Genomic DNA, 12403 nt, shown 5'->3' with positions numbered 1-12403 from the left:
ACAAAACATCGACGAGCTTACACAACAGACTCATAAAACGCGTGCACTTTGGAAGTCACATAATCGATCTCGCCCTCCTCCATATCCGGTCGAAGTGGAAGGCAGATCAGTTCTTCGGAGAGCGACTCAGCCACTGGGAACTGTCCTCGCTTCCAACCGAATTGCGCAAAAGCAGGTTGCAGATGGATGGGCGTCGGATACCGGATGACTGCATCAACGCCTTCCCCCACTAGAGATTTCAGCAGCGCGTCTCGATGCTTCGTCCTCACCTGAAACAGGTGATAGACATGTATCTCATCAGGATCATGGCGTTGCATGCTCAACGGAAGTCCGGCCAGCCCGCTCCTGTACCTCTCCGCCACCCAGGCTCTTGCACTGTTCCAGGCATCAAGCCGCTCCAGCTTGCAGGAGAGGATGCGCGCCTGGATCGCATCCAGCTTACTGTTGAATCCAACCTCCACATGCTCGTTTTGCGCACGTTGTCCGAGCGCACGGAACTGATCGACCTTCTCCATGAGCTCAGGATCATCGCTGATGATCGCTCCACCGTCGCCCGCAGCCGCCAGGTTCTTGCTGGGATGAAAGCTGAAACATCCCGCCACACCGAACGAACCCGCGCGACGCCCATCGATCACCGCCCCATGGGCTTGCGCGGCATCCTCCACCACCACGACGCCCATCGACTTCGCCAGCTTGAGCAGTTCACCCATCGGCGTTGGCTTTCCAAAGAGATGGACTGGAATAATGGCGCGCGTACGCTCCGTGATGGCGTCCGCAACCTGGGTCACATCCATCAGATACGTGTCTTCGTCCGCGTCGACCAGGACCGGGGTCGCCCCCACAAGGTCGATCGCCGCCGCCGTCGCATGGAAGCTGTTCGCGTGCGTGATGACCTCGTCGCCACGCCCAATCCCAAGCGCAAGCAGCGCGATGACAAGCGCATCGGTGCCGCTATTCACCCCACGGGCGAACTCAACCCCGTTGTATGCGGCGAACGACTCTTCAAAATCTCGAACCTCGGTGGTGAGAATATACTTCCCGCCAAGCAGCATGGCGCGCAGGTCAGACATCAGGGAGTCAATGCTCTCTCCGAACTGCGCAGGGTAGTTATACCGTGGACTTATGAACATGCTCCCCCTAAGAAAAGCTTCGCAGTACACCTGGCCCTTGCTTTCACGGAAGTGTCAAAAGTCGATCAAGAGGTCCGTGGTAATTTGGTTCCCGGCACTGTCTCTGAGCGAGACAACGCTAACATGCGCTGGGACACAATTTGAATATCTATTTCTGCAGTGTGGCCTCTAGGCGACACAGGAAGACTGTCCGTGAACTTCGATGCGCTTAAGGACGAGCAGAACTCACTCCAGGATGAGCTGGGAAATAGCCAGCGCGTCGCCGCCCTTCGTGACCAGGGTGTCGTCATCTCCAGTCCGCAGCGCGTCTTCATCGGCCCCGAAGTAACACTTCCCTTCATCGAAGCCGGCGTATGTTTGATGAACGCGATTGTTCGAGGCCAGACTACCTCCGTGGGCAGGGGCTCGATGATCGGCGCGTACGGCATCGCTTCCCTCGCGAATGTTCAGGTCGGTCGCGAAGTCCAGCTCGACGCGGGTAGTTTCACCGACTGCGCACTGCTGGATGGCACAAAGGTGCGCGGCGCGGCCGAGATTCGTCGCGGCACCGTACTCGAAGAGGGTGTCGAAGTTGGCCACGCAGTCGGTCTCAAGAACTCCTTCTTTGCCGCATCCGTCGTCGCGGGATCCCTGATCAACTTCTGCGATGTCTACGTCACCGGTGGCACCTCACGCATGGACCACACCGAGATCGGTTCCGGAGCTATCCACTTCAACTTCAGCCCCAAACGAGACAAGTTCGCCAGCCTCTTCGGCGATGCGTCCGGTCTTCTCGAGCGTTCGCAACCAGTCTTTATCGGCGGGAACGCTGGCATCGTCGCTCCCCAGGTGATCGCCTTCGGATCCATCGTTCCCGCCGGAACAACTCTTCGCGATGAGCGTAACCCTGCAACGGAGTTCACAGGATTCGTTCGTAAATGCTTCAGAACCATTCAGTTCATCAGTACCCTACACACCACGCTGGCCTGGTACCGGCACCTCCGGCTTCCCTTCGCCGACCCTTGCGAAGCTCGCCTCTACGCAGGAGCTATCGTTCAGCTACAAACTCACCTGGAATGGCGCATCGCGGAACTTCAACGCTATGTCGCCCGCATCACAGCAGCCGCAGCACTGGAGACCATCCGCGACTATGGCGCCAACATCGTTGAGATCGCTCAGTTCGATCCTGTCGTTGCGCCGATCTCCGATCGGCTCCTCGCAGAAGTCAAGCAACATCGCCGAACATGTTCTTTTCCCCAGACTATCGCCGCCCTTACACCCGCAACTGTCGCTGACGCTGAGGCCTGGATCGCCGACGTCGATAGCCAATTGCCCCAACGCGCCATGCATGCGGCTGGCACTCATCTCGGAGTACACCTCCAGACATAAAGACTCCGCGAAGCCGGACACCTATTCTCCGTCGCATGCTATATTCCGCAAAGCCGCAGTCCGACTCCACAGCAGATGACAAGGAATTGCCATGCCGCTTCAAGGTGACCGCTCCATGACCTCCGCCGAATTGCTGCTCTGCGCCCAGCGCATCCAGGCCATCTCCCAGGCCGGGATTGCCTACGCGACCAACGCGTACGACCTCGAACGATATCAACAACTGCGAGCACTGAGCGTCGATCTGTTGCAGTCACTTAGCGACGAGCCCTACGAGAAGATCATCCGTGTCTTCGCTTCCGAAACGGGATACCAAACTCCAAAGGTCGACATCCGAGCCGTGATGTTCAATGAGTCGCGACAGATTCTGCTCGTTAAAGAAAAGGTCGACCAAGGGCGATGGACCGTACCGGGGGGTTGGGCAGACGTCGGCCACACTCCTTTTGAAGTAGCAGAGAAGGAGACCGAAGAGGAGACGGGACTCCACGTTCGAGCCGAGCGTTTGTTGATGCTCTGCGACAAGAAAAAATATCCTCATCCGCCGCAGCCTTGGTATGTCTACAAGGCCTTCATCCTCTGCAAAATCGAGGGCGGCACACTTGCGGAGGAGACCTCCGAGACCGGTGGGGCGCGGTGGTTCAGTCAAGAGGACCTCGCCGAGCTCGATCTTTCGACCGACCGCGTCACGCACTCGCAACTCGAGGTACTGTTCCGCTTCGCAGAGGATCCTACTCTCCCAACCCTCTGTGATTAAAGCGTTCCCGTGAACGTCGCCAGTGCCTATAAGAGGATCACGGTGCCCAATCTCCAGGAAAGTCTCACCACGACCACAGGCCGAGCCCTCGGATGGAACTACATCGGCTCAGTCGTTAAGATGGTTTTGTCTTTTGGAATTAATACCTTGCTCTCACGCCTGCTAGGCCCAAGGCCTTTCGGCGAACTCGCTGTGGCGATGATCGTCTTCGGTTTTGGAAGTCTGCTCTCGAACGTAGGCCTCAGTTCTGCACTGCTCCAAAAGGAAGACTTGGCGGAAGGCGACATCCGCTTCTGCTTCACCTGTCAAATGGCCTTCGGCATACTGATGACCACGCTCCTCTTCTGCGGAGCGCCCATCCTCTCACGCTTCTTCCATGAGCCGAAGCTGATGCTCCTGTTACGCGTCTGCTCGCTGCTGTTTGTCCTCCAGGCATTTGGAACCACGGCCCTGGCTTTGCTCAACCGACGCCAGGATGCCCGATCGGTCCAGGCCATCGCCATCCTCTCCTATGTCGTCGGATACCCCTTGGTCGGCCTCTCGCTCGCCTTAATGGGTGCCGGGGTGTGGAGTCTCGTTGCTGCCTGGCTCACGCAGTCTTTCCTGTATAGCGTCCTCGTCTTTCTCCGTCAGCCGCACTCGATCAAACCGCTCTTCCATCCCGACCATCTTCCGTTACTCCACTTCGGGATCCGTGTCTTCGGGGCGAACGTATGTCGTTGGGGCATCAGCAATCTGGATAACACGGTCGTCGGACGCGTCGCAGGACCGCTCGCTCTCGGCTTGTATAGCCGAGCTTTCACGACGCTCGGCAACACGACCGAAACCATCACCTCCAGCTTGCTCGGCGTCCTTCTCCCAGCCTTCTCCCGCGTGCAGACAGACGAAGAAAAGCTGCGCAGGGTCTACGCCTCCGTCTTTGGGCTTTTACTGCTCGTAATCCTGCCCATGTTTGCCGCAGTTGCAGCGGCAGCCGACGTTGTGGTCCTTGGACTGTATGGAAAAATGTGGGCGAATGCGGTGCCTTATATGCGTCCTATTGCACTCGCCATGGCGGTCAACGCTGTGATGAGCCTCTCCGAACCGCTCCTGATAGCGCGTGGAAAGCCGCAGATTGACTTTGGCGCTCAACTCATCGTCGCCGTCCTTGCGGTAGCGGGTTATGTCATCGCGATCCGGTATTCGGTGCTGGCGCTTAGTTGGACCGTGCTTGGCTTATATCTCTTCCGCTTCTTCCTGCTCACAACGGCGGTCCATCGCGAGATTCGTATTCGTTGGACAGATCTCATGGAGACCTCAACTCCAGGTCTCCTCCTCGCTCTCTTTGCGGCAGCGGTCTCAAAAGGCCTCGAGCTGTTGTTGCCCCCGATGCCTGATTTTCTGCGCCTAGTCTGCGTCGGCGGCGGTGCAGCGATCTTGGTCCTCGGAGCCTTCTCACTCTTCTCCAAAACTCTGCTGCGCCCCATGCTCAGGCGCTCACCACAGTTGTTGCATCTCTTTCCGGCTCGGATTCAGCAGTTCTTAGATTTCAAATAAATACGAAGAGGCCCGCAGTCTGGCGGAAGGGTGCTACTCGCACCATAACTACATCCAGAGCGGATGCGTGAATTTCATGGCCGGCCGTTTCCAGAATGAACAGACGATCCGCAATCAAAATGTAGGGTGAATGGAGTTCACACCTTTGTGCGAGGACAATACCGAAGATTGTGGCATCTTGGAGAACAGACTAAGACCGATGGGGATTATGTCTGTAGTCAATCATGGAGCACGATATTAAGCAGAGACTTACGAACGGTGATCCGGCCGTCATAGTCGATGAATCCCAACTTACGGAAACGGTTCATAAAGAAACTCACTCGCGATCGGGTTGTTCCTATCATCTCCGCGAGCGTTTCCTGTGTGATGTGCGGGATCAGCCTATCTTGATCGTCCGGCTTTCCAAACTCGGCCATGAGCAGGAGAATCCTTGCGAGACGTTTTTCGCTTGAGTTGAACAGATGATCGACCAGGTCCGCCTGTGTCCGCATACTGCGGGCAAGGAGAAACGTCAAAAACATGTCGGAGAAAGTATGCTCCTCATGGATCGCGCGAAGAATCTCAGCGCGCTGGATCTTGAGCGCGGAACAAGGCCCAATCGCGGTCGCAGTGGATAAGCGTAAACCGGGGACGGCGCTCACCGCTTCCTCCCCTATAAATTCGCCTGCGGCCAGAAGTGAGATGGTGGCTTCTTTCCCGGCAGTCGAAACGACGGTGACTTTAGCACGACCTTTTTGCAAATAAAAAACAGAATCAGCTTCCGCCCCCTGGGCAAAGAATACGCTTCCGCCTTTTACGGTGACCATCTTGCGCCCAAAACCGGCACTCGCCAGAAAGATCTTCGGATCGAAGTCCGTTGAAGACTGCATAAGATCGCTCGCCCTTCGTAAATGCTAGTGGCGATATGAGCGAAGAACCCTGGAGCTAAAGACATTTCCCCATCGTGCGAGCAATCCGCAAAAAATATATGCCACGCTGATGACGCTGAGGATAGCAGCCAATACACCTCGATCTCTGTCAATGTAGATCAGGACGCAGAAACAGATTTCACACAGCCATAAAGACTGTTTACCCCTTACATACTTGATTGAGTTAGCCGTGACGTGGGCCTGTCCTGCCCACGCACGACAGGTTTAGCGCTTCTTGCTTCCTCTCGCAGACCGAGTGGGTTTCTGCCGACTAAGAAGAGTCATCGAATCCGCTGCGTTGAACGGATATTGCCGCAGAGAATGTTGTGACGTGGTACTGAGCGTGACATCCACGCGGCGATTGCTTGCAAGGAGGATCGTCGTCATATTGCGAAGTGCCCGAGCGCGATCTTCCGGTCCCAACTCTGGGGTGTGCTCAATCGCATCCGTCACCTGCGCCTTGCTCAGATTGTGCTGATCGCCGAACGCCTTCTGATCGATGCTCTGTTCTGGAACTCCGTGCTCTACCAGAAATCGCTTCGTGATCTCGACACGCAAACCAGAGAGCTTTTGGTTGTATTCAACAGATCCCCTGGGGTCTGCGTGACCTTCCAGAATCAGATGAGCATCTGGTCTTGCTTTCAAGTACTCTGAAAAATCTGCTGCAAGTGAAAGAAGTGTTTTGTGCTGGCTAGGGACAAGACCGCGATTCGGTTCCTTTTCTGTGGGCTCGGCAGTCGGGAAGTAAATACTGTGGAGTTCCAGACGCTCTTCGAGCTTGATCATTGCAGCCGAAGGATGGGTGGTGACAGTAAGGGAGCAATCTGCGGATCCGCCATGGCCGTCATTGACATGGCCCATCACGGTATAAGAACTTCCCGCTCCAGTCGGAGTTTGTAGAGTTCCCGCTGCACCAGATCCTGCAAGCTGGCCGCCTGTTGTTTCCCATGTGTAAGTAAGAGCGTCGTTGTCTGCATCCGAGCCATTGGCTGTCAGATGAACGATCTCTCCAGCTTCAACGGAGGCCTGGTCTACAGAGCAAGTCAGCACCGGGACATGGTTGACCTTAGGGGCGACCTGTATATCGACAGCACAATCTGACGTGCCGCCCTTGCCGTCCTCCACGTGAACCTTCACCGTATAGGCCCCAGCGGGAGCATCAGCATAGTTCCACTGCGCGTCGGGACCTGAACCCGTCACGGTACCGCTGCTTGCCGTCCATGCGTAGATCAACGCATCGTTGTCGGCGTCAACAGCCCTCGCGTGGACACCGACCGTCTCCATCGATCCAACGTAGACCACCTGCTTGTCAGCAGAGCACACAGAAACAGGAGCACGGTTGGGGATGAATTCCATTCTATGACCACCGAAGCGGAAGACCAGGCCGGCGGAAAGCCGCAGATCGTTCTGATTTTGCCTCGTCGTGGTCGTCACATCGGCAAATCGAGTCATAAGATACTCCGCTTGAACTAAGCGAAGGGCCAGATGACGAGATACCTTCAGATCCAATCCGCCTCCTGCCGTCATCGCAAAGGAACCTTGCTCTGGAAGCGGTGTACAGGGTGCGGCATGGCAACTATCTAGCGGTACAGCGGTCGCGTATGCGCCACCTGCCAGGACCTGCACGAAAGGTGTGAACCGCTGGTGTTGCCGGAAGGAAAGGCGAGGGCCAAAGAGGAACGTATACGCGGTGCCCGTCGAGTCTTCAATTCTAGCGGGATTCGCTCCGGGTCCAGATAGACGTATTTCAGAGTCGGCAAAGCCCGCGAAGTCGGTAACGAGCCCCAGATATCGATTCAGGTTATAAGCGACGGATGCGTTCCCGCCGTTCAATGTAACCAGCCGATTTCCGTCCGCGAGCGTCGGCACAGCACGCAGATAGCTATAACCAAGAAATACTTCCGTCTTGGGAAAATCTTTGGATTGAGGCTGCTGCGCCTGAAGGCAGAGGGTCGATGCGAGTACAGAGACAAAGGCCAATGCGATCGAGGTTTGCGATTTGCGAATCATGTGGTTCTCCTGAACTTGCACGTTGCGACTGTCATCTAACAGCGCCGTGAAACGATCGAGTACTGAGGCCGCTCATATATGAGCGGCCTCAACTCGGGCCTAAGGAGCGGGGACATTGATCACGGTATTGACGAGTGTCACCGGCCCGCTTAGGACCAGAAGTCTCCCGTTGATCGTGGTCACCGCGACCACGCCAGCAGTGGACACCGCAGTACCGGCCTGAGAGATGACTGTGCCCTGCAGAGTGCCGCCACCCACGATTCCGTTGATCGTTGCAGCGGTCCCAACCTGCCAGAAGACATTCTTAGCCTGGGCTCCATTGACGAGCAGGACGCTCCTGGAGACGGACGGCGTGCCAACACCGAAGGTCGTCGCCATCTGAAATACCCAGAAGGCATTTGGATCGCCTTGAGCATCCAGCGTGAGATCGCCCTGCGTGATGTCGAAGCTTCCTGGGGCGGATTTATAGATCCCAGGTGCCAGAACGCGATTGCCAAGCTCTCCAGCGGATCCTCCCCCGCAGCCGGGGCAGGTCGATACGTCAAGACCGTTGGGAAAGGCGACGAGAGCATTGTAGGCAGTCAATGCGTCGGCGGCAGCCTGAGCGGCGATCGCGGAGGTCACCGCCGTCCCTTCGTTCGGGCATCCGACCGTAGGTGGCGGCGGCGCCGTATCGATGGATCCGTTCACCAATCCGACGTTGAGTGGAGTTTCCGTGTAGATGCAGTTGGGCGTGTTGTCGTGGAAGCCAGTGATCAGCGTCGAAACAGCGGTCGTTCCAATGTTGCCGTTGACGACGGTTTCGGTTCCCTGGTTGGTCATACCAGCGCCTCCACCAAAGCCACCGAAGAGCGATGCGGTGCCGAGATTTACCGGCGGTGGAACAACAACTGCGCCCGTAGCAAAGTTCCAGGGATTCGGTATAGTACCGCCTGCAAGGGCGTTCCCAGCCAAATCCTTCGCTCCTGTGACAGTTGCGAGATAGGAAGTACCTCCTTCGAGCGAACTAGAAGGCGTAAAGGTGGCGATGAAACTGAGGGCGTCGTAGGAAACCGTTCCAGCCACCGCATCACCACCCGCGGTTGCGAGCTTGAACGTTGCAGTGGTGATCGTCAGTGGATCCATCGCTTCGCTGAATGTTGCGCTGATTGTCTGCGTCAAAGCGACGCCCGTAGCTCCGCTCACAGGATTGGTTTGTGTAATGGTGGGAGGTGTCGTGTCGGGAGCGGCTCCAGTAGTAAACGTCCAGACATAATTGACGGCGAGCGTATTTCCAGCCAGGTCCGACGCCACTGTTGTGATGGTCCCGGTAAATAACGTTCCGGGAACAAGGTTCACGGTTGGGGTAAAGGTAGCGGTGTTCCCTACAGCGGCGTAGGTCACGGAACCTGCGACCGGCGTGGTTCCCGGACCGGTCACCGTGAAGCTCGCCGCAGTAATGGTTGACGGATCCATTGCTTCGCTGAACGTTGCGGTTACGGCCGTATTGAAGGCCACTCCCGTTGCGCCATTGGCCGGGATCGTGGAGATCACCGTCGGCTTCGTCGTATCGGAAGTCGCGGCAGTCGTGAATGTCCACACATAGTTATTGGCCATGCCGATGCCAAGCAAATCCTGTGCGCCTGTCGTGATCGTCGCAACATACGTTGTGCTGATTGCGAGATTCTCGGCCGGAGCGAAGGTGGCGATAGAACCGGTTGCGAGATAAGACACAGTACCGGCAACCACAACGCCCCCAGGTGCTGTGAGCGTAAAGCTGGTGCCATTGATCGTTGTCGGATTCATCGCTTCGCTGAAGGTGGCAAGAATGCTCTGATTGACCGGAACGCCAGCTGCATTGTTGGCGGGGGTGGTCGAGATCACCGTGGGTGGCGTTGGTGCGGGAACCGTTCGGAAGGCCCACTGGTAGAGAGCAGCCAGCGGCGTTCCTGTCGTGTCCTGCGCGCCCGTTGTAATGGTCGCAACATAGGTGGTGCTGGGAAGAAGAGCCGCGGAAGGAGTGAATGTTGCCGTATTTCCACCTGCAACATAGCCAACGGTACCCGTGATCGCCGTTCCAGCCGAAGAAGTCAGCCTGAACGTCGTCGTATTGAGTGTGGCTGGATTCATGACGTTGCTAAAGACAGCACTCAGGGTCTGGTTCAATGGAACACCCGTAGCGCCGTTCAGCGGAATGGTGGAAACAACAACCGGCGGTACAGGCACTGTAGCCGGTGGGACTGTTGTAAAGGTCGAAACGAAGTTGTTCGCAAGCGCAACGCCCGCCTGGCTCTGGGCGCCCGTCGTGATGGTTGCCACATAGGTCGTATTTGTAGCGAGAGGGAGAAGGGGTGTGAAGGTAGCAACGGATCCGGTCGCCGTATACGCAATGGTTCCGGGTACTACCACACCGCCGGGTCCGGTCAGTTTGAAGGTGTTTGCATTCAAAGTAGAGGCGTTCATGGCGGTGCTGAAAGTAGCATTGAACGCCGTGGCAAGCGCCACACCCGTCGCTCCATTCGCCGGATTGCTCCCCGTCACTGTGGGGACAATAACTGTGGCGGCAGGGGAGGTTGTAAAGGTCCAGACATAGTTGGCCAGCAACGAGTTCGATGGGCTGGCCGCGTCCTGTGCGCCAGTCGTAATAGTGGCCACATACGTTGTACTCGTTGCAAGATTGGCCGCAGGAACGAAAGTTGCAATCGAGCCCGTCGCGGCATAGGACACCGTCCCGGCTACCACTGCTCCACCTGGCCCGGCAAGCGTGAAAGTGGTCGCATTAATGGTGGCGGAATTCATCGCCTTGCTGAAAGTTGCCGTCGGGACGGTTGTCACACTTACCCCGGTGGCACCTTGCGCCGGAGTGGTCGAGACAACGGTAGGCCGCGTCGTATCCGGCAAATTGATCGCCTCCTGACCACATCCAGTCAGGAAAAGTACCAGCAACATACCGACTATGGACGCGGTGCCAATTCTGCCCTTATTCATTTTGATCCTCTAAGAGTCGTGTAACGGCGCAGGATCGATCCCTAAACCTGCTGCGTGAAACAACACTGACCCTTGATCACCGTAACGAGCCAGGTTTTCAATGTCTGAGCTATATTGCTCACTCTTGCGAAATTGAAGAAATGATTGCTTTCATGACGCCAGGGTGGTCAGGATACGCTCCTACGCTCGGGCCATAGCGCGCATTATGTTCCGGATTCCAGCGATATTCTGCGGTCAAACGGTTGTGAAGGATGAGAGGCCAAATTGGATCACATCGGTGCATCTGTTCACGACATCAGCACTTACGACATCTGGACACTCACGGCCGAGAGTCCGATCTGGCGTATCTTCCCCTCGTCCTGCAGCCGTCCGAGCACGCCCATCGCGTCCTCAATAGAAATCTTCGGCTCTGTGGGAAGACGGAAACGGTAATCTAACTTTTTTGCTGTTCCCCGGCGTCTTCTCGTCAGGTGACCTAATCCGTTCCGCGGGGACGACTTACGAATGGTGGTTGCTCCGAATAGTGTCGATTGGATGTTCACCGGAATTGCCGTACGTCGGGCCTCGGTGCCAGTGGAAATTCCGATCTCAGGAACGCGCCCGGTGAGAACTCGCGCTCGACCACCGGGCATGGAGTTTCTCAAGCCCGAATAAATGAGAGCAGGTCTGCGTTTATCAGGTCTGCATGCGTGGTCGGCATCCCGTGCGGCAAGCCTGGGTACGACTTTAGCGTGCCGTGCCTCAGAAGCTTGACGGATCTCGCCCCCGTAGTTGGAAATGGGCAGATCTGATCATCCTCGCCGTGCATGACAAGAACCGGAATGTTGATCATCTTCAGATCGTCGTAAAACTCGGTTTCTGAAAGCACCTTTACGCATTGGTAGTGAGCCGTCACCGCACCCATCATGCCCTGCCGCCACCAGTTTTCACGGATCCCCTCAGAGACAATCGCACCAGGCCGGTTGAAGCCGTAGAACGGTACGGTGATGTCTTTGTAGAACTGCGCCCTGTTGAAGGCTGTCCCATTCCGGATACTATCGACGACTTCCTTGGGAACCCCGTCGGGATTTCTTTCTGACTGCATGAAGGTTGGCGGGATCGAACTGATGAGGACTGCTTTGGTGACGCGGCCTGCGCCATGGCGCGCAACATAGCGGGTGACCTCACCACCTCCAGTCGAATGTCCTATGTGAATTGAGTTTTTTAGATCCAGTGCTTCGACAAGCTCCGCTACATCGGCAGCATAGGTATCCATGTCGTGTCCGTTGTAGGTTTGTGTCGAACGGCCGTGGCCACGACGGTCATGAGCAATTACACGAAAGCCCCGTTCCAGAAAGAACATCATCTGGGTGTCCCAGTCATCTGCTGAAAGCGGCCAGCCGTGGTGAAAGAAGAGAGGTTGGCCAGTGCCCCAGTCCTTGTAATAGATCTCCGTTCCATCCTTAACCCTAATCGTGCTCATGTGCTTATCTCCTGTCTTGAAGTTGTCTGTAGCCTGCGCCAAATTGACTTGCGGACGCGATACGTGAACGTTCGCCTCGTGTTCGGCCAGCTGATCAAAGAAGACACCAACTGGTGGTCTGACGCATCCCACCTAGGGCTTGCTCCGAAGGAATCAATGTGGGCGCGCGACTATCTTGGACTGCTCGTACGGCAGAAATAAAACAATCCGAAGCAATACTTAGGTGGGGTTACGAACAGCCAGCGCGAGACTATAGTGGTGCCGTTATCCT

The 12403-nt window shown here is 56.4% G+C and carries 8 protein-coding genes; 3 read left to right on the top strand and 5 right to left on the bottom strand.

From position 1 onward, the window contains the following. Positions 1–17: 17 nt before the first annotated feature. Positions 18–1130, bottom strand: a complete 1113-nt coding sequence (locus ACIPR4_RS06140; protein WP_013567787.1) for a DegT/DnrJ/EryC1/StrS family aminotransferase — start codon at positions 1128–1130, stop codon at positions 18–20. A gap of 192 nt (positions 1131–1322) precedes the next feature. On the opposite strand from ACIPR4_RS06140, the gene ACIPR4_RS21520 reads away from it, so the two are divergent. From ACIPR4_RS21520 to ACIPR4_RS06125, 3 genes are all read left to right on the top strand, one after another. Next, positions 1323–2498: a hypothetical protein gene (locus tag ACIPR4_RS21520; RefSeq protein ID WP_013567786.1), complete on the top strand. Its 1176-nt coding sequence runs from the start codon at positions 1323–1325 to the stop codon at positions 2496–2498. 91 nt (positions 2499–2589) lie between these two features. Further along, complete coding sequence (locus ACIPR4_RS06130) at positions 2590–3249, top strand: NUDIX hydrolase N-terminal domain-containing protein (protein ID WP_013567785.1); 660 nt, start codon at positions 2590–2592, stop codon at positions 3247–3249. A 42-nt stretch (positions 3250–3291) separates the two neighbouring features. After that, on the top strand, positions 3292–4785 hold the full coding sequence (locus tag ACIPR4_RS06125) for a lipopolysaccharide biosynthesis protein (protein WP_187290255.1): 1494 nt from the start codon (positions 3292–3294) through the stop codon (positions 4783–4785). Positions 4786–5003: 218 nt separating this feature from the next. On the opposite strand, the gene ACIPR4_RS06120 is transcribed toward ACIPR4_RS06125, so the two are convergent. From ACIPR4_RS06120 to ACIPR4_RS06100, 4 genes are all read right to left on the bottom strand, one after another. Then, positions 5004–5654, bottom strand: a complete 651-nt coding sequence (locus ACIPR4_RS06120) for a Crp/Fnr family transcriptional regulator (protein ID WP_013567783.1) — start codon at positions 5652–5654, stop codon at positions 5004–5006. A 264-nt stretch (positions 5655–5918) separates the two neighbouring features. Next, positions 5919–7703 carry an OmpA family protein gene (locus ACIPR4_RS06115; RefSeq protein WP_013567782.1) on the bottom strand — a complete coding sequence of 595 codons (1785 nt, stop codon included), beginning with the start codon at positions 7701–7703 and terminating at the stop codon, positions 5919–5921. A gap of 99 nt (positions 7704–7802) precedes the next feature. After that, the gene (locus tag ACIPR4_RS06110; RefSeq protein WP_013567781.1) at positions 7803–10670 is read right to left on the bottom strand and encodes an Ig-like domain-containing protein; all 2868 of its coding nucleotides are present in this window, start codon (positions 10668–10670) and stop codon (positions 7803–7805) included. Between the two features lie 640 nt (positions 10671–11310). Then, positions 11311–12132, bottom strand: coding sequence for an alpha/beta fold hydrolase (locus tag ACIPR4_RS06100; protein ID WP_013567779.1), 822 nt, complete (start codon positions 12130–12132; stop codon positions 11311–11313). Positions 12133–12403: the final 271 nt, after the last annotated feature.

The sequence above is a fragment of the Terriglobus saanensis SP1PR4 genome (assembly GCF_000179915.2).
Classification (GTDB): Bacteria; Acidobacteriota; Terriglobia; order Terriglobales; family Acidobacteriaceae; genus Terriglobus; species Terriglobus saanensis.
The sequence above is the reverse complement of the archived record's forward strand: the minus strand, read 5'-3'. Positions and strand labels throughout refer to the sequence as shown.

Coding starts and splice junctions, on each gene's coding strand:
- ACIPR4_RS06140 (WP_013567787.1), bottom strand. CDS start 1,130: ATGTTCATAAGTCCACGGTATAACTACCCTGCGCAGTTCGGAGAGAGC.
- ACIPR4_RS06110 (WP_013567781.1), bottom strand. CDS start 10,670: ATGAATAAGGGCAGAATTGGCACCGCGTCCATAGTCGGTATGTTGCTG.
- ACIPR4_RS06120 (WP_013567783.1), bottom strand. CDS start 5,654: ATGCAGTCTTCAACGGACTTCGATCCGAAGATCTTTCTGGCGAGTGCC.
- ACIPR4_RS06115 (WP_013567782.1), bottom strand. CDS start 7,703: ATGATTCGCAAATCGCAAACCTCGATCGCATTGGCCTTTGTCTCTGTA.
- ACIPR4_RS06100 (WP_013567779.1), bottom strand. CDS start 12,132: ATGAGCACGATTAGGGTTAAGGATGGAACGGAGATCTATTACAAGGAC.
- ACIPR4_RS06130 (WP_013567785.1), top strand. CDS start 2,590: ATGCCGCTTCAAGGTGACCGCTCCATGACCTCCGCCGAATTGCTGCTC.